Consider the following 17,377-nt stretch of genomic DNA (forward strand, 5'->3'; position numbering starts at 1 on the left):
AGAGCATTGGCAATTGACGCCGATGCTCTTGTGGTTGCCACTTACTTTCTCGGAAGAGACTTCGTAACAGACACTAACATCAGCCCAATGACCAATATGAACGCCCACGCGCCAAACGAGGCCCAGCCTTCCGGCAATAATCCCAAAAATGTATAGGAAACCGGCTTACCAAAGATCGCTCGAATCAACGGTTGAGCAATTGTTGCCAGCCCGATAAGGCTTAACACGATACCTAACACTTGCAAGCCGTCATTGCGTATTTTCCTCATGTCCATCCCTCCTCGTCGCAAGAATAAAAGTTCGTACCGTCTCTTCTATCGTTTCGTCCATATCCTGGATTTCGTTGTTTACAATTCTGTTGCTAACCGCATCGATTGCACTTCTGACGAACATCGCCATTAACGCCGGGGCAAATATTCTGAAATTCTTTTCTTCCATCTGACCATAAAGAAAAATTTCAATAAGAGGTTGGTATACGTGGTTATCTGTGCCCGAGAAGACCAGTTCGCCCGCCTTATTCCTATGGTTTCCGATAATCTGAATCATAGCCATTGTCCGTATAGCGTTATCGGAAACGAAGTGCAAATTGGTAGAAATATAGGACTCTAGCGCTTTAGGCGCGGTTTCGGTAATGACCATGTGTTTTGCCATGTATTCAGCGGCATCTCCGAAATACGTTTGTACAAGTTCGCTAAACAATATATCCTTCTGAGCAAAATGGTAGGTCAATACGCCCTTGCTAATCTCCATATGTTCGCAAAGCAAGCCAAGAGAAAACCCCGAGTATCCATATTTGGCCAAAAGCTCTTGAGCTGCATGCAGGATATGTTCACGGGTATTGATAAGCTTCACTCCTTTCCGTTGCGTTCAGATGCTGGTTATATATAAGCTCATATTTATATTTTAGTACGACCGTACTAATTAATCAAGTCTATTCAAAATTCATGCCACATCAAAAAGACCGAGGTATTCCACGAGGGTGGGTCCCGGTCTTTTTGCAAGTAAAATATAAATTAAACTTAGGCCTGATGAATATTTAGAAATTATTTATTTGCGGCTTGAATAAAAGCCTTAATTAACGGATGTACAATTTTGTTCAAAGCAGACCGCTCAGGCTGAAATAATGCTCCGACATAGAAGGGATGCTGGCTATATTCCATAATCCGAGTTTCACCATTATGATCAACTCCGACAATCCGAATACCAGCCTTTTCTAAGTGTGAAGCAAAATCCGGATTTAACCCATAATTACAAGTGCCATATTGCTCTGAAATTTCATTCGTTCCGTACACTGTTGCAACTTTTGAATCTGGAGCGAGTCTGAATTTTTGCGTTTTTTCACTGACCGAGCATGTTAGAGGAGCAACCAGCAGAACGGATGCATCTGGGTTTTCCTCGGCATGATCTGCTTCATGCAGTCCCAGCGCATTTCTGGCGAATTCAATGATCATGTGTTGAAATCCGCCGCACGTCCCCAAGAAAGGCACTTGATTCTCACGAGCATACCGTATGCCGTTAAGAGCTCCTTGCATACTGGCATAAGGACTTGCAGGAACGGTCCACCAGATCGCCTGATACTTCGCCAACCTCTGTTCGAAACCTTCTTCCAGTACAGTAGTTGCAATCCACTCGAAGTCGACAACAATTCCAAGATCATTCGCCGCTAATTCAATAGCCTGAGGAATTGCCACATGCGCTACGACCTGTGGATCATAGTCACCGATTAACGCTACACGAATCATCGCTGCTCACCTCGCTAATCAAGAGTTTAATGAAGAACATATAAAATGAGATTTTATGCTAGATAATGGATATTTGTCAATCTGATTTCATAAGCTTTTACGCAACAATTATGGGTTATATGCGTTATATAAGGTAATTCAATATCAGGAGGAGATTGTCTATGCTCGCGTTCCATCGTGTCTTATCCCGGCGCACAGCCCTTGCAGCTATTGCTGTTGCAGCCTTGACGGTTCATGCCGGCAGTGCGTTCGCTCTTGCATCCTCTGGTCCGGTTGCTGCCGCATCCGCGGTCACCGTATCCTCGTCAGCCAAAGTGTACAACACCTTCAACACTCTGTTGCGTAAGCCCGGCGGGTTGCCTCAGGCCATTACCTACCTGAACGCGCATATTCATCAAGCAACCAACTATCAGGCGACGGCGATGGTGCTCCAACTGGAGAATGCACTGAAGGCGGAGCTGCCGCGGATGGAAGCCAGGTTCACTCCACAAGTATCGGAGAAGTTGATGAAAGTGTATGTGTACAAGGAGGATTTTGCTTCGACGCTAAGTCGTACACGTGACCCGCAGTTGCGCAAGTTGCTGCAACTGGCCGCTTCCAGCGGGTACCGTCAGCACTCCTCTGAAGGAATCATTTATCCGGTGGTAGATTACACAGATCTGATCAAGTACAAGAAGTATGTTACGGCGGACCTTCAAGCGTACATCGATATTATGGCAGCTCAGACTCTCCGTCCTTCAACCAACGACGCCGCGCTCGCGATTGGCTACCAGGAGTTGGTGAACCGCGGACTTGCGCTGGAGCAATTCATGGCGAAGTATCCGAAGTCGAACCGCTACGTACAGGTCGCCAACCTGTTCAGAGAAACGAAATACATGATCTTCTACAGTCCGAGCAACACACCGCTGTTCGACTATGACGGCGAAGAGGTTATGCGCGCGAATGCCCGGATCGGTTATAGTGCCGTGCTGAAACGCAACCCGGCGACGGCTAGCCCGCTCCTACAGCTGTTAGCTACGTTCATGAGCATTGCTGAAGCTTCCGATTTCAAAAAGTCCGAAGCGGTTGAGACCTTCCTGCAGGAGAAGGTATCGCTGGATTAATGATAGAAGGCTTCGCAACCCTAGGGCAGCGAAGCCTTCTTTGTTACAACGCCAAGCACATATGGCCCGCTAGTGGTCGCAACCAGCGACTGGCTATGGACGAGGGTGATTCGACTTAATGTTGTCTGTCGCTAGTGCCACGGTCTGCTCCACTCGCTTCTTGCGCGTTTCCGGACGCTTGGCATTCTGAATCCATTCCAGGATGCCTCGCTTCGAGGATCGAGAGAAGGCGTCAAAATGGTTCCACGCCTGCTCGTTAGCATTGAAGGCAGCCTTTAAGTCATCCGGAATCGTCAAATTCTCGACCTCATCCAGTGCCGTCCATGTGCCGGTCTCTTTCGCAAGCTTCACGGATGCCAGTCCGGAGGCAGTCATTCGCCCTTCTGCCGTCAGCCGCTCCACTTTCTCCTTGTTCACCTTACTCCAGTTACTCTTGGGATTTCTCCGTGCAAAAAACTGATAATAACTCTCCTCGTCCCGCTTCCGCGGCGTGCTGTCAATCCACCCATAGCATAGCGCCTCATCCACGGCTTCATCATAGTACACACTCGGCGTCTCACTCTGCTTGCGATATATAATAAGCCATACACTCTTTTCCTGATCGTGATGCTGCTCCAGCCAGGAGCGCCATGCCTCGCGATCTTGTGCGTGGAAGGCAGCTACGCCGTTGAATACTTCGTTAGTCATGAGTTTCACACCTTTTTATGAATCTGTGGCCAGGGCGTATAGGCTACTTCGCGATGTATTTACAATTTGCATACTGCTATGCTTTGCTCTGGTCTTCTTCATTCCCCACAGCCACCGGATTCCCCTCATAACTAATCCAATCGCTCCAGCTCTCGGATTTCTTAGCTAACCAATTTAAAAAGTCCATATCTAATCAATACCATTATGTAAAGTCTCTTTATATTCGCAAGCCAAACAAAAGCTTGATTTAAATCTTCTGCTCAGAATTTTTCTATCATGACCCATAGAAGATTGATAACCGAACTTTCTACAAACAAACTTTCTGTTTGGGTTAATTAAATACATCGTTTCAAGGCTAAGTGTGTGTTCAAGGTCTTGGTGTGTATGGAGATGTCGACAAAAATTCAATCCAGAGACTTCATCATCTCGTAACCAAAAATATTCTATTAATAAGTTAGGCAATCTATCGTCAGATAAACCAAGTAGTTCTAACATTTGCCGTGCATATTTATTTAGTTCTTTATCAGATAGGTCAGATAAAAAAATATTGTCCTTCATTGAATCGTTAATTAATTTTTCAAAGTTAAATATAAATATCCCATCAAGAAAAGCCTTGCAATAAGAAACAACTTTCACCAATCCTATGCTATCTGCATTCTCCATTACATCATTAACAATACCAATCGCTTCATCAGGTAACCCAAGTCCTTGATAACATTCAGCTAGTGACATATAAGCACGTAATAACTCATGTAGGTATCCATTACTTCTTAAGATCTCTATATTATACAGAAGCGAGTTTACGATTGTTTTCAACATCTCGTTTCCATTATCAGTACTATCCTTATTGCTCATTCTTGCGCTAGAAATGAATTGCATTTGAAGATTGGCATAGGACGTATAAAGTCGAGCTTTTATTATATCATCTGCTACTGTTTTATATAAGAATTCGAATCGCATCAACCATTCAATATTTCTCTTGATAAACTCATTTGCACTATCAACTCTTTCACTTAATGACAATGGATGTCCTATCTTATCACGACCATCCATATTAAACCGAGCAAAATTTAACTCTCTTAGTAATAGAAAACCCGTAATCTCCCACTCGTTAATTTCTAAATTTATTAATAAAATAGAATTCGTAGATTCATGATTTCTTATAGTTAATACAATATTTTCAAATTCCTTTTGAAGTAATCTAAACTCGTTTTTTAGTGTATGATCTGCTTCGACTAGTCTGTCTTTATATTCAAAAAATCTATGTTGTAATGTGATGAGTGATTTTGGGTACTTCAAGCAAAGTCTATCAAACTGAACTGAATATATATCTGGACTACAAATGCCTAATAGTAGCTTTAGTGTTAATTCAATGTACTCAGACACTTCCATTAAGTTCTCAGAAACAACATTAAATCTTCTTCCCTTTGGAATCCAAGACATCGCATCGTAATATTCACCATTACAATATTTTAAGTATGCTACAACTACACAATAATCGGGATCCTCTGACTTGAATATATTTGGTACCCTGGAGATCATCTCATAGAGCAAGTTATATTCTCCACTATTTGAAAATGCAATTCCATACTTTTTAATATCCGCTACTATATTCTTTACATCTGTAACAGACTCAGAGATAATATTTAAACTTATTTTTTCACTCGCATTAGATATTTTAATATACTCTGATATTTGTTTTACCAATACTCCCGAATGATTAATTTGTTTATGTATTTCAGTAAAATCGCTTAATCTAAGTTCTCTTATAAAATGATAATTAAGCGTTTGATTGTTTGTTGTTGTAATATCAATATTCTGGGCAGTTGCATATTGCGCAATTTCTATGATCCATTCCCACATGAAGATGTTCTCGGATTCAATATAAACAACAAATAGAGAGTTTGGTTGGTTTAATAAATAACTCAAGGTTTTTATAGGAACTGAAAATGTGATAGAACCGTTAGCACTTCTTGTTTTAGAAGTGCATTTCAACTGTATATGGGAACGAAAGTTTGACATATGTGTACCTACTAATTTCAATTCTAAAATCTTATCAACACCATAATCTCCGCCTGCTTCATCACGAACCAGAAATAAATGGTCTGGAACGATTAGGTCAAAAGCTAGTTTCGATCTTCTTTCTTTATCATGTGATTCTGCGCTTTTGGGAAGATTATCCATTATTTTGTCCTCCTTAACCATTTTGTCCATAATATAACACAGGTTCTTTTAAAAAAACTTACCATCTTTATTCGTTTTACAGTTCCAATGATCTAAAGGTCTACTGTTGAATTGTCGTTGACCATTTTCTTCATATGTAACGCTTGTTGATTTTTTACGAATCCCATGTCCAAAACTGATATATAGTGGGTTTCGTGCGGCACTTCTTGGTATGTATTCTCCAATAGAACCGTCGCTTGTAATTGCATGCAGACAAGTATTTTCACCGAACCAGTGTTGACTCTACGTTGATTTTACTCCATAAAAAATACAGAGTGACGGCGACAAACTCACCTTGCTCTTCTTTAAAATTTATATAATGTTATACATCCTTGGGTTTCTCTTCGTCTCCGATAATAACGGGATTATCTTCCCAAGAAATCCATTCGCTCCAGCTGTCGAACTTACTTTTCATACGACTCTCCAAGTTGTCTATAAGGGTAAGTTAAAAAGCAATTGAAATCGCCAATCTATTATGGTATTTTTTTACTATACTATTGGGAGAATTGGGGAGATTACTTTTGCCACAACCTTTACTTGAAGATGTATACAAACGTTCTGGAATACCAACATATACCTTTGTTAGACCTACCGAATACCAAAGACTTTACGTCGCTCTTCGCACAAAGGGAAGAGGTCTTGTTGTTGAAGGACCTTCTGGTATTGGTAAAACTACAAGTATTATTAAAGCCATAGAAGAACTGGGCACAGGTTCTACAGTTATTAAGCTCTCAGCGAGAAAGAATGAAGATAGAGCAAGGATTGAAAATTTGCCAAATGAAAAAAATTTCGGCACTGCTATTATTGATGATTTTCATAGATTAAATGATCAGACAAAACAAGCAATAGCTGACTTCATGAAAACTCTAGCTGACGAAGATGCTGAAAACAGTAAGATAGTCATTGTTGGCATAAATAAGGCAGGTGATTCTCTAGTAAGTTTCGCCCCTGATTTAAATAACCGTATTGATACAATTAGGTTTGAAACTAATCCTATTGATAAGGTTATTGAATTAATTACTAATGGCGAAGGTGCCCTAAAAATCAATTTAAATACTAAGGAAGAAATTGCAAGAGAAGCAAATGGTAGTTTTCATATTGCCCAGCTTTTATGCTACGAAACTTGCCTTGCTGCTAATATCCTTGAAGCTGAAACTGAACATAACCATGTAGAAATAAGTTTCGACCTGGTTCGTGAGAAAGTTTTTGAAGATTTGGGACGTCAATTTTATTTAGCCGCGCGAGAATTTGCTACAGGACCAAAGTTGCGACGAGAAGGTCGTGCACCATATCTTCACATTCTACATTGGCTTGCCGTTGGTAATGAATGGACATTAGATTTAGTGCAGGCGATTCGCGATAATCCAGAACAAAGAGGTAGCGTTGGTCAAGTTGTTGACAAGGGGTTTCTAGATAGTTTTTTAAATGGTGAGCACAAAGATTTATTTAGTGAAGTTTTGCACTTTGATAACCTCACGAATACCCTTAGTGTGGAAGACCCAAAATTTGTTTATTATATTAGAAACATTCTTTGGAATAAATTTGCTCGTCAAGTTGGATATAGTAGCATTACTTTCAAAACCAGTTATGATTTTGCTTTATCTTTTGCAGGATCAGATAGAGATGTAGCAGAGGCCATTTTTGAAGGACTCTCCGTAGAGGAGTTGTCCGTCTTTTATGATAAAAATGAACAAGCTCGTATACTTGCGGAGAACGTTGAGGATTATTTAAGTCCAATTTATCGTACTGAAGCCCAATTCGTTGTAGTTTTACTTGGTCCAGAGTACCCAAAAAGGATTTGGACAAAGTTTGAATCCGAGCAATTCAAACACAGGTTTGGTGAAAATTCTGTAATTCCAATTTGGTTCTCGTATGCTCCTCCAAGTCTATTTGATGAAACAAGAAAATACGGCGGCATTGAATACAATCGAGATAAAGATCTTACTGAACAAGCCAACTATATTGTTGATAAATTAATTCAAAAAATTGCTGAAGTAAGAATATCAGCAAACAGTGAACAGTAACGCAGAATAAAGATATTAGACAAACGTCAAAATGGAGAAGCCCATTTAGGAGCTTCTTTTTTATTACCACTTTGTCATATGTCAATTAGGTATATAAAATAATAATAACAGCCTTGAGTAAGGTGCCTATATGGGCGAAAGTTGCAGTTGAAGCGATGAAAATGCCGGCTGATTCACCGGCAGGAAGTGAACTTTTAATAGTTAATTACATCCACACCATACATAAAAGGGATTCTATATCATGTCCTTCAATTGTTTTGCTATTTCTGAGATTTCATGAATTGAAGAATTCAATGCCAGTTTGTTTGCTACGTAGGACTGTAATTCATGACTTCGGTTTTTGAAACCTTATGCCCGGCCTTCCATTTCCCTAGCAATCAATCCATCAAGTTCGTAGGCAGGCCAGCGTTTGTTTATAATCGACGAGGATATGACAATAACCCCATACTTAGAGTTGGCCAATCCTCTATCTATGGATTGCCGCAAACTATCTCCCCATATAATTGAATGCACATCATACAAAACATTTACACCAATTCGACTTAACTCTTCCGCAAGTGGCCGAACAAATTCATCTTTATCTTCACTAGCATGAGAGATAAAGACATCGTACATGGGTTCATGTTTTTCAATCATTATCACATTCGTTGCCACGACTGTATTAGGAATGATATTGTTTTCCTGAATTATATTTCTCTGATATTCTAATTCTCTAGTTAGGTTCTGTTGGGTAGAAATCAACCTTTGTTCCATCTTCTTTTGGGCAACAAGGTTGCTTTTTGTTCTCGTATTCTATTTCTTTTGCTAATTGTTGCTGGTATCTAAGTAGCTCGAACCGAACAAGGCATAGCAGTGTGTAAATAGTGAATACATCGCCATATGGCTTATATGCCCTGGCGATGTATTTTTTGTGCCCCGAAGTCAACCCCGAGTCAACACTCGGTTCGTGAAAATACTTACAGGACGGGTCGGGCTCCTTTATCCCCGACGTCTATGGGGTTGGACACGTAACTAATCCAGTCACTCCAGCTCCCCGCATACAGCTTCACCTTCGTGAAGCCGGCGTCCTGCAGCGCCATCACGTTCGGGCACGCGGTCACGCCCGAGCCGCAGTACACGATCAGCTCGCCATCCTTGGACAAGCTCGAGAACCGCTCGGCCTGCGCCTCCGCTGATTTCCAGAGCCCAGCGGCATCGCGCCCCTCGCCCCAGAAATAATTCCGCGCCCCCGGGATATGCCCGGCGACTGCGTCAATCGGCTCCACCTCGCCGCGGTACCGCGCGCCTTCGCGCGAATCCACCAGCGTCACACCCTCGCGCCCAATGGCTCCCTGCACATCGTACATATCCGCCAGCAGATTATGCTGCACGGATGCCACGAACTGTGCCGGAATCGGCACCCGCACGTCCGACGTCGTCGGCAACCCCGCGTTCTTCCAAGCGGAGAAGCCCGCGTCCATGACGTACACGGTCTCATGACCGAGGTACTTCATCAGCCACCACAGCCGGGACGCCATCGCACCGCCCTGGTCGTCATAAGCAACGACCCGCGTCTCGTTGCTAATGCCCGCGCGGCCTAATCGGCCAGCCAGCGTCGCCGCATCCGGTAACGGATGACGACCCCCGCTGCCGTCCTCTTCCTTCGGACCGGATAGATCCCGCTCCAGGTCCAGATACAGCGCGCCGGGAATATGCTCCTCTTCATAAGCTGCTTGCCCTGACTCCGGTTTACCCAAAGCAAACCGACAATCCACAATCACCACATCCGGTTCGTACATACGCGCCAGCACCCAGTTGACCGAAACCACATTTTGACTCATAACAATCATCCCCTCTTCTTTCGCATCATCATTACACACCATGTCATTTACTTGACCTTCAGGTACCCTAGCCGAGCTCACACCAGCCGTCTAATCCGCCCCTGCCAAACCCGCTTCTTTCCTCCAAACATACCTTATCCCACCGGCAAACCGCAAGTTTTACCCCACGTTACCACTCCGCCTTACAAAACCCTTCCGATACTCACTCGGCGCCTCCCCGGTCCAACGCTTAAACTGACGGCTGAAGTGCCCCGTCGTCTTGTATCCCAGCAACAGAGAAATTTCATCGATCGAGACGCTAAACTGCCGCAACATAAACTGGGCTTCCTTCAGCATCAGCGACGACATATACTGCCTGGGCGATTGCCCGAGTACCTTGCGAAACGTGCGGTTCATATGCGATACACTGATGTTCAAGTCCCCTGCCATCTCGGCAAGGGTCACGCGGTCGTTCTCGTTGCTTCCGTGGAGGAGGATGTTCTGGACGGACGCTTCGATCTTTTGCGCGATTAGACCTGCCAGCCGTTCCGACTCGGACCGTACCTGGAGATGGTGCTGAGACAACTGTTCCCCCAGTGCGCCAAATAACTCAAACACCGCCGCGTAAGCTTTCATCTGCTGATGCACCGGCAACCCCGCGCCTTTGTTCTCCCGAGCGATGGTACAGAGAGACTCCAAGGATGGCGTAATTTCTACGGCAAAATCAGACCCTCTTGGAAAATAAACCTCCTTCTGACGCAATAAAGCTTCCAACAAAGCCTGATCATCAATCTGAAAATGCACACAGAAATACGTCGCCCCCGCCGGTTGAACGCTGACACAGGAATGAGTCATCCCCGGGTGAATCACCAGCATATCGCCTGCGCCCTGATCATATCGCTTTCCGTTTACCACCATGCCGTGCGTCCCCTCAACAATCCAGTGAACCTCAAACAGGGGGTGTTCATGCGAAGGATAGGTCCAATCCGAATCCACCTTGCGTACATGCAGACCCATAAGCCGAAACGATACGCGCACATCGGGCAAATGCCCCAATTCTTCAACGTACTTCTCCATGACCCAACCCTTCTCCAACAAGATTCTACCTCTATTCTAACGCTCAGCTCAAAAAGGGTAAATGCTGAATCGATTTGAACATGGTTCACCTCGAATTCCCATGGTAACTTGGAGGTATCACATCCAATAACGGAGGTTATTTTCATGACCAACAAATCCATATTCTTCAATGCGCATCATTCCCCGATCGGCGCTTTTGCCAGTTTGACGTTGGGTTACCCCGGTGCCAAAGGCGGTCTCGGTCTGGAGCTCGGCAAACCGGCGGATCAGAATCTGTTTATCGGCGTAAAGTCGGATCAGGGACAATATTATGAGGCTTTACCTTTTTTCGAGGCGGGCGAGGATGAATCTTTGCGCTATAGTTCGGAGCATTTGGGTGAGGGTGAAGCGTTTGCGCCGTTCATCAAACCTTTTGCCAAAGAAGCGATAACACGTAACTTCCAACTGGGCACGGATTCCTGGACGGCGGGGCCGCTTACATTAACAATCTTCTCTCAGGTGCGCGGTGTTCCCGATCCTGCACAGGGTGAACATGATGCGCTGAAAGAAGCTCTGCTTCCCGCCTTGCTGGCCGAGCTTACAATCGACAATTCGACAGGTACCGGGTCCAAAAGAGCCTTCATCGGATACCAAGGTAACGATCCCTATTCGGCTATGCGCAGGTTGGATGATACGACGGATGGCAAGCTCCGCGGTGTTGCTCAAGGCGCGGTTACGGCGATCGCCACAAGTGACCCGGAGGTGCATTCCGCTCTTGGATTTTCGATGGAGAAAATTCTGGCTGAACCTCTGCAGGAGAATTGGGCTTTCGGGTTGGGCGGCGTCGGCGCTTTACTTGTGGATGTGCCTGCGGGAGAGGTGCGTACGTACCGGCTCTCCATCTGCTTTTATCGCGGAGGAGTAGCTACGACCGGACTGGAAACAAGCTACTACTATACACAGTACTACAACCGGATTGAGGAAGTGGCGGAGTACTCCATGCAACATTTCGACAGGATCCGGGAAGTGTGCGAGAAATCGAATGCCATGGTCGATGCGCCTCATCTCTCCGATGAACAGAGATTCATGCTGATTCACGCCATCCGGAGTTATTACGGCAGTACTCAGTTTCTTGCCTTGGACGGCGAACCACTCTGGGTCGTAAACGAAGGTGAGTACCGGATGATGAATACGTTTGATTTGACGGTGGATCAGCTCTTTTTTGAAATGAAAATGAACCCCTGGACCGTTCGCAACGAGCTCGACCTGTTCGCTTCCCGCTACTCGTATGAAGATCAAATATTTTTTCCTGGCAAACCTGACGAGCTGTATCCCGGAGGCATCTCATTTACGCATGATATGGGTGTGGCGAATGTGTTCTCGCGCAAGGGATTTTCCGCTTATGAAAAGCATGGAATCGATGACTGCTTCTCGTATATGACGCACGAACAGCTCGTCAATTGGGTGTTGTGCGCGGCGGTTTACACCGAAGGTACGGGTGACCATGCTTGGATGGCGGAACGTATGAACTTGTTGGAACAATGCTTCGAGAGCATGCTGCATCGGGACCATCCGCAAGCCGAGAAACGGAACGGGATTATGGGGCTGGACAGCTCGCGGACGATGGGCGGGGCGGAGATTACGACCTACGACAGTCTGGACGTGTCCCTTGGACAATCCAGGAATAACATCTATATCGCGGGCAAAAGTTGGGCGGCTTATCTGGCGCTGGAGAAGCTGTTCACGCAATATAACCGTAACGACAACGCCTCGGAGGCGCGCCTGCAGGCAGAGCGTGTTGCGGCAACGTTAACCTCACAGGTCACAGCCGACGGTTGGATTCCCGCAGTCATTCAGGAGAATAATGAGTCCCGGATCATTCCGGCGATTGAGGGTTTGGTGTTTTTGCAGCACACTGGTCGGAGCGACGCTTTAGATGCCGAGGGGTCTTACGGTGCGTTCATTGGCGTTCTGAAAAAGCATCTGGACGTGGTGTTACGGGAGGGGATCTGCCTCTTTAATGACGGCGGTTGGAAGCTTTCCTCCACAAGCAACAATTCCTGGTTGAGCAAAATTTACTTAAGCCAACACGTAGCCAGGCACTGCCTGGGCATGCCTTATGACGAGGCGATGTTACGCGCGGATGCCGCGCATGTTTCGTGGCTGTTACATCCCGAGGAGTCCTATTGGTGCTGGAGCGACCAGATGATTAACGGCGTGGCCATCGGCAGCAAATATTACCCGCGCGGCGTGACCGCGATTCTCTGGTTGGAGGAAACGGGTACTCGGGTCGGCGTGCAAAGTATTTCATCAGCGGCCGCAATTTCTTAGGAAAAGCAGCATGATCGCTTCAATTTTTATATAATAAGTGGTATCTTGCTTTACCGAAAGGATTTTAACCGTGGACAATATCGAGAAAAACCCCAGTCCCCAGCAAACCAGTGGGACAACCGTCACCGCCTTCGTATTAGGGATTCTATCCATTCTGGTTCCTTACGTAGGATTTGTTCTAGGCATTATCGCAATCATCCTTGGCAAGAAAGCCCTCAACCGCATCAAACAAACCGGAGAACCCGGACACGGACTGGCCCTCGCAGGATTTATTTGCGGTATCGTGGGCACAGCTCTGTATGCGCTAATTATTGGATTCTTTGTTGTGGCGTTTATCTTTTTTGAAATGAGCACCTCTGATTTGGAAGAAGTATCGATTGTTACCAACCTGTTGGTTGCGGTCTAATGCACATCACCCATCCCGATTCTCCAGAATCTTACACCCTTCGACCTATGACGGTGGAGGATGCGGAAACTGTTGCCGCATGGAGATACTTGCCTCCTTACAATGTCTATAACAACCCGGCTTGGGAAGACATGCTCGCAAGTTCATTTGAGTTTGCCGATGCTGAGATTCGCGCAGAGCAATATCGCTCTGTTGTAAATGGGAATGGAACGTTGATTGGTTTTGCGCAGTTTTTTCCGTTGGAAGGGTGGACTCGGTTAGGGTTAGGGCTTCATCCCGATCGATGCGGTCAGGGCAGCGGGGTTCACTTCGTTCATGCGATTGTCGCCTATGCAAGGCATCTTTCGCCGGAGAATAGCATTGATCTTGAAGTTTCCACGTGGAACAATCGGGCGATCCGGACCTATCTAAAGGCGGGGTTCGAGATCACCGATTCCTATGAGCGGCTGACACCTACCGGCAAGGGCATGTTTCACTGTATGGTCTGCACGGGAAACGGTACTCAGGAGGACAATGACACCTGAAACACCGAATATGCGACTACTTCCTGATGTAAGGTAACACATTACGCTCATCGGTTGCTGAATTACGCTATTCCCGCTAGATTATGGTTGTAACCAAAAAACAAAGAAACGAATTTCCCTCGTGTGCAGTCTCGAGCACACATGAAGGAAATTCGTTTCTTTATTCCTGAACATCTCACCGTCTCATCCCAAAATAACGAAAATCGGCATTCCATCAACGAAATTGATTACTCTATGCATGTTCCGTGTTCCGGGACCGCGGCAACATCCTCCCGTACTCTACCCGCGAACCAGCCAACAGTTGTCTACATCCCTACTCCCTCATCCCATCTCCCTACTATCCAGCGCGCGAGCGCCCTACATCCCAATCGCCCGCGTGCCCTTATCCCTAAGCTCAAGCCAACGCGATCTGCACCAAGAACAACAGAGAGAACAAATAAAGAATCGGATGCACCTGACGGGCCTTCCCGCGCAGTATTTTGATCAGAACGTAGACGATAAAGCCCACCCCGATCCCGGTTGAAATGCTGTAGGTCAGCGGAATGAGCAGCAGGATCAGGAATACCGGGAACGCTTCCTCCATATCTGACCAATTGAGGTGCTTCAGCCCCTCCATCATCAGGAAACCAACGATGATTAACGGCGGCGTGGTGACCGCGGGAATAGCGGAAAGCATATTGGCCACGGGCGCGAAGAACATCGTGAGCAGAATCAGCCCGGCGGCAAAAACACCCGTCAAACCGGTCCGTCCGCCCACCGCTATACCTGCCCCGGATTCCATGTAGGCGGTCGTCGGGCTCGTACCCAATACTGAACCTACGGTCGTACCAAGCGCATCCGCCAGATACGCGCCGCGGGAACGGGGAAAGTGCTCCCCCTTCATCAACCCCGCCTGCTCCGCCAAACCTAACAAGGAACCCGTCGTCTCAAACAGAATCACCAACAGATAAGTGAACACGATTGCGTATAATCCATGCTCGAACACACCCGTGATATCCAGTTGAAACGCCGTCGTCTCAAAGCCCTGGGGCCAAGCGAACAAGCTGCCCGGCAGATCCATCATCCCCATCGCATAAGCAATAATCGAGGTAATGATCATACCGATAAACAGCGAGCCCCGTACCCGGAACACGAGCAGCACCACGGACAGAATCAACCCGATCATCGACAGCAGCGTCACCGGATCGCGAAAATTACCTACAGCGACCAAGGAAGACGGCGAGTCTACGACAATCTTGGTGCTCTGCAACCCGATAAAAGCGATAAATAGCCCGATTCCCGCCGTAATAGCATATTTCAAACTCGCGGGAATTGCATCAATCAGCATGGCGCGTAAAGGAGTCAGGGAAATGATGACAAACAATACACCCGTAACAAACACAGCTCCCAAGGCGGCCTGCCACGTGAAGCCTTGCGTCAAGACAATGGTGTAGGTGAAATAAGCGTTCAACCCCATTCCCGGCCCGATCACAATCGGGTAATTCGAGAACAGCGCCATAATCAGCGTCGCCAGAGCTGTTGTCAGAATGGTCGCCATAAACACGCCGTCGAAATTCATACCCGCGTCCGCCAAAATCGCCGGATTCACGATAAAGATATAAGCGATCGTCAGAAATGTCGTAAGCCCCGCTAACAACTCCGTGCCGACGGTGGTCCCTCTTTCTTTTAGCCGAAAAAACTTGTCCAACACTGCTACCGCCTCTTTTTATCCCTTAATAATCTCGCATAAGTTCTACTATTCTGTAGTATGCGGCTTCCCTGGTTTTCCCATACAGAAGCCTACCTTAGTACAGCCGGACCCGGTTCCGCCAATAAATCCTCCAGCCATTGCGGCTGCATCGGCAACATATTCTCCGGCAAGTCATCCGGCGCGAAATACCGCATCTCCAGCGACTCGTCATCCGCCTCTTTCAACGTACCGCCCACCGCGACACCTTCCAGATAAATGGTGATGAAATGAACCGTCTCCCCCTGAGGGTAATGAAACACCTGAGCCGCAGGATCCGAGTACACGCCGATGACCCGCACAATCCGCACGTCCAATCCCGCTTCCTCTTTCACCTCGCGCACCGCGGCTTCCTCCACCTTCTCACCGGGCTCGATATGTCCCGAAAGGACGGCCCATTTGCCTACATCCGCTCTTTTTTGCAGCAACAGACGACCCTCTTCATCCCGAATCATGACGGCCACCGCCGGTTGAATCTCCATCTGCCACCCCTCCTTTTCCATGTGCAAAATAAACCCCAACAAGCAGCTCCGCAAGCTCTGTAGCCTGCTTCACATGCTTCTTGGGGCATTCCAATCATTAGTATCTATAATGTCTTCGTTATCATATAACTGTAATGGGCGTGCAGGTCAATCTCATACGGCGAGGCTACGTCCGTCCCGTCCGCTTCTTTCAGGATGCGAATGGTGGGCCGCTGGACCGAATTCGGGTTTACTGCGGATACCACGCCAACCTGACCGGTGTTCAACTCCACGGTTGAAGCGATCGGATAGATGGAAATATGCCGACAGAATAACCGGACCAAGTCCAGATCGAAATATTGATTACCCGATGCAAAAAGAAACTCGATCGCCTCGCTGGGCGAATAACGCTTACGATACAATCTTGGCGAAGTTAAGGCATCATACACATCCGCGATGGCTACAATCTGCGCATATTCGTGCATATCCTTCCCGCTGATTCCGCGCGGATAGCCGTGGCCGTCATACCGCTCATGATGCTGCAGCGCGCAATGCGCGGAGAGCAAAGAGACGTCAAACTGATTACGAAGCATGTTATAGCCATCCTCGGCATGGCGTTGAACCAGCCCCCGTTCATCGTCAGTCAAAGGACCGTTCTTGTTCCACACTTCCTTCGGGATATTCATCATCCCGACGTCGAACAACAGGGCTCCCACACCCAAGTCCGCCAGCTGACTCTGGTTGTATCCCTTCGCAATTCCGATAATGCCGGACAGTACAGCGACATTCACGGAATGATGAAACAGATATCCATCCATCGTATGCATGTTGGACAAGTTCACCAACACCTCTTTACGCGTGGAGAGATCCTGCATGATTGTTCCGAATACTTTGCGGAACGTGTTGCCGATTTCCGGAACAGACGCGCGGCCTTTCACGCTCTTCACATCCATAAGACCCGTCATGGTCTTATGCACCGCTTCTACCGCCTTGTTGCGTGTTTCGTCCCGAATACTGTCTTCAGGAAATAAATCCTCCGTATGGACATCTTCAATATAGACTGTATCTATTCCTAAGTTCTTCAAGCGTTCGATATATCTATCATTCAACTCTACACCGACGCCTAGCAAGACGCTCCCGGTTTCCGTAAATAGGGGCTTGGCAATCTTCTCGCCAGGCCTTACGGAAGATATATGGACTTTCCTCACGATTACCCCGCCCTTAATCTAGTACCTATACACCATCATTCTATCAGTTCCATGCCAATAAATCGACAGATTTATGATGCATATCGG

Annotated in this window: 16 protein-coding genes; 5 read left to right on the forward strand and 11 right to left on the reverse strand. The window is 46.6% G+C overall.

The genetic code is table 11. The features are described 5' to 3' along the window. Positions 1 to 41: 41 nt before the first annotated feature. From SY83_RS06100 to SY83_RS06110, 3 genes are all read right to left on the reverse strand, one after another. Positions 42 to 269 carry a hypothetical protein gene (locus tag SY83_RS06100; protein WP_068605216.1) on the reverse strand — a complete coding sequence of 76 codons (228 nt, stop codon included), beginning with the start codon at positions 267 to 269 and terminating at the stop codon, positions 42 to 44. After that, a complete protein-coding gene (locus SY83_RS06105; RefSeq protein ID WP_068605218.1) occupies positions 250 to 852 on the reverse strand; it encodes a TetR/AcrR family transcriptional regulator in 603 nt (200 codons plus the stop codon). Before SY83_RS06105 ends, SY83_RS06100 begins: the two co-directional genes overlap by 20 nt. Positions 853 to 1,043: 191 nt before the next feature. Continuing rightward, positions 1,044 to 1,742, reverse strand: a complete 699-nt coding sequence (locus tag SY83_RS06110; protein ID WP_068605220.1) for a CTP synthase C-terminal region-related (seleno)protein — start codon at positions 1,740 to 1,742, stop codon at positions 1,044 to 1,046. 161 nt (positions 1,743 to 1,903) lie between these two features. Here SY83_RS06110 and SY83_RS22620 point away from each other — a divergent pair, with 161 nt between their 5' ends. Then, positions 1,904 to 2,845 (forward strand): hypothetical protein, encoded by a 942-nt coding sequence (locus SY83_RS22620; protein ID WP_082882360.1) that lies wholly within the window; start codon positions 1,904 to 1,906, stop codon positions 2,843 to 2,845. 93 nt (positions 2,846 to 2,938) lie between these two features. On the opposite strand, the gene SY83_RS06120 is transcribed toward SY83_RS22620, so the two are convergent. Both SY83_RS06120 and SY83_RS06125 read right to left on the reverse strand, forming a co-directional pair. Further along, positions 2,939 to 3,532, reverse strand: coding sequence for a YdeI/OmpD-associated family protein (locus tag SY83_RS06120; RefSeq protein WP_068605221.1), 594 nt, complete (start codon positions 3,530 to 3,532; stop codon positions 2,939 to 2,941). Positions 3,533 to 3,721: 189 nt separating this feature from the next. Continuing rightward, positions 3,722 to 5,716 carry a DUF4365 domain-containing protein gene (locus SY83_RS06125; RefSeq protein ID WP_068605223.1) on the reverse strand — a complete coding sequence of 665 codons (1,995 nt, stop codon included), beginning with the start codon at positions 5,714 to 5,716 and terminating at the stop codon, positions 3,722 to 3,724. A 560-nt stretch (positions 5,717 to 6,276) separates the two neighbouring features. Between SY83_RS06125 and SY83_RS06130 the strand changes: the two genes are divergently transcribed. Beyond that, a complete protein-coding gene (locus SY83_RS06130; protein WP_068605225.1) occupies positions 6,277 to 7,779 on the forward strand; it encodes a TIR domain-containing protein in 1,503 nt (500 codons plus the stop codon). A 348-nt stretch (positions 7,780 to 8,127) separates the two neighbouring features. Here the strand turns inward: SY83_RS06130 and SY83_RS06135 are convergent, their stop codons facing one another. The 3 genes from SY83_RS06135 to SY83_RS06145 all read right to left on the reverse strand — a co-directional run bounded on the left by SY83_RS06135 (position 8,128) and on the right by SY83_RS06145 (position 10,655). Then, positions 8,128 to 8,532 (reverse strand): toll/interleukin-1 receptor domain-containing protein, encoded by a 405-nt coding sequence (locus tag SY83_RS06135; RefSeq protein ID WP_082882362.1) that lies wholly within the window; start codon positions 8,530 to 8,532, stop codon positions 8,128 to 8,130. A 203-nt stretch (positions 8,533 to 8,735) separates the two neighbouring features. Further along, positions 8,736 to 9,599 carry a sulfurtransferase gene (locus SY83_RS06140; RefSeq protein WP_157279922.1) on the reverse strand — a complete coding sequence of 288 codons (864 nt, stop codon included), beginning with the start codon at positions 9,597 to 9,599 and terminating at the stop codon, positions 8,736 to 8,738. A gap of 159 nt (positions 9,600 to 9,758) precedes the next feature. Further along, positions 9,759 to 10,655 (reverse strand): AraC family transcriptional regulator, encoded by an 897-nt coding sequence (locus tag SY83_RS06145; RefSeq protein WP_068610940.1) that lies wholly within the window; start codon positions 10,653 to 10,655, stop codon positions 9,759 to 9,761. A 144-nt stretch (positions 10,656 to 10,799) separates the two neighbouring features. Between SY83_RS06145 and SY83_RS06150 the strand changes: the two genes are divergently transcribed. The 3 genes from SY83_RS06150 (at position 10,800) to SY83_RS06160 (ending at position 13,895) form a co-directional block, all read left to right on the forward strand. Then, the gene (locus SY83_RS06150) at positions 10,800 to 12,965 is read left to right on the forward strand and encodes a glycoside hydrolase family 52 protein (RefSeq protein WP_068605229.1); all 2,166 of its coding nucleotides are present in this window, start codon (positions 10,800 to 10,802) and stop codon (positions 12,963 to 12,965) included. Between the two features lie 70 nt (positions 12,966 to 13,035). After that, the gene (locus SY83_RS06155; RefSeq protein ID WP_231891387.1) at positions 13,036 to 13,371 is read left to right on the forward strand and encodes a DUF4190 domain-containing protein; all 336 of its coding nucleotides are present in this window, start codon (positions 13,036 to 13,038) and stop codon (positions 13,369 to 13,371) included. Continuing rightward, positions 13,371 to 13,895, forward strand: coding sequence for a GNAT family N-acetyltransferase (locus tag SY83_RS06160; RefSeq protein WP_068605231.1), 525 nt, complete (start codon positions 13,371 to 13,373; stop codon positions 13,893 to 13,895). Before SY83_RS06155 ends, SY83_RS06160 begins: the two co-directional genes overlap by 1 nt. A 394-nt stretch (positions 13,896 to 14,289) precedes the next feature. Here SY83_RS06160 and SY83_RS06165 read toward each other — a convergent pair whose 3' ends face one another. From SY83_RS06165 to SY83_RS06175, 3 genes are all read right to left on the reverse strand, one after another. Beyond that, positions 14,290 to 15,585, reverse strand: a complete 1,296-nt coding sequence (locus SY83_RS06165; RefSeq protein ID WP_331709988.1) for an NCS2 family permease — start codon at positions 15,583 to 15,585, stop codon at positions 14,290 to 14,292. 89 nt (positions 15,586 to 15,674) lie between these two features. Beyond that, positions 15,675 to 16,103, reverse strand: a complete 429-nt coding sequence (locus tag SY83_RS06170) for an NUDIX domain-containing protein (RefSeq protein WP_068605233.1) — start codon at positions 16,101 to 16,103, stop codon at positions 15,675 to 15,677. 104 nt (positions 16,104 to 16,207) lie between these two features. Beyond that, positions 16,208 to 17,290, reverse strand: a complete 1,083-nt coding sequence (locus SY83_RS06175) for an HD-GYP domain-containing protein (RefSeq protein WP_068605234.1) — start codon at positions 17,288 to 17,290, stop codon at positions 16,208 to 16,210. Positions 17,291 to 17,377: the final 87 nt, after the last annotated feature.

It is taken from the genome of Paenibacillus swuensis (assembly GCF_001644605.1).
GTDB classification, from domain to species: Bacteria; Bacillota; Bacilli; order Paenibacillales; family DY6; genus Paenibacillus_N; species Paenibacillus_N swuensis.

Coding starts and splice junctions, on each gene's coding strand:
- SY83_RS06100 (WP_068605216.1), bottom strand. CDS start 269: ATGAGGAAAATACGCAATGACGGCTTGCAAGTGTTAGGTATCGTGTTA.
- SY83_RS06110 (WP_068605220.1), bottom strand. CDS start 1,742: ATGATTCGTGTAGCGTTAATCGGTGACTATGATCCACAGGTCGTAGCG.
- SY83_RS22620 (WP_082882360.1), top strand. CDS start 1,904: ATGCTCGCGTTCCATCGTGTCTTATCCCGGCGCACAGCCCTTGCAGCT.
- SY83_RS06120 (WP_068605221.1), bottom strand. CDS start 3,532: ATGACTAACGAAGTATTCAACGGCGTAGCTGCCTTCCACGCACAAGAT.
- SY83_RS06125 (WP_068605223.1), bottom strand. CDS start 5,716: ATGGATAATCTTCCCAAAAGCGCAGAATCACATGATAAAGAAAGAAGA.
- SY83_RS06135 (WP_082882362.1), bottom strand. CDS start 8,532: ATGGAACAAAGGTTGATTTCTACCCAACAGAACCTAACTAGAGAATTA.
- SY83_RS06140 (WP_157279922.1), bottom strand. CDS start 9,599: ATGAGTCAAAATGTGGTTTCGGTCAACTGGGTGCTGGCGCGTATGTAC.
- SY83_RS06145 (WP_068610940.1), bottom strand. CDS start 10,655: ATGGAGAAGTACGTTGAAGAATTGGGGCATTTGCCCGATGTGCGCGTA.
- SY83_RS06150 (WP_068605229.1), top strand. CDS start 10,800: ATGACCAACAAATCCATATTCTTCAATGCGCATCATTCCCCGATCGGC.
- SY83_RS06160 (WP_068605231.1), top strand. CDS start 13,371: ATGCACATCACCCATCCCGATTCTCCAGAATCTTACACCCTTCGACCT.
- SY83_RS06170 (WP_068605233.1), bottom strand. CDS start 16,103: ATGGAGATTCAACCGGCGGTGGCCGTCATGATTCGGGATGAAGAGGGT.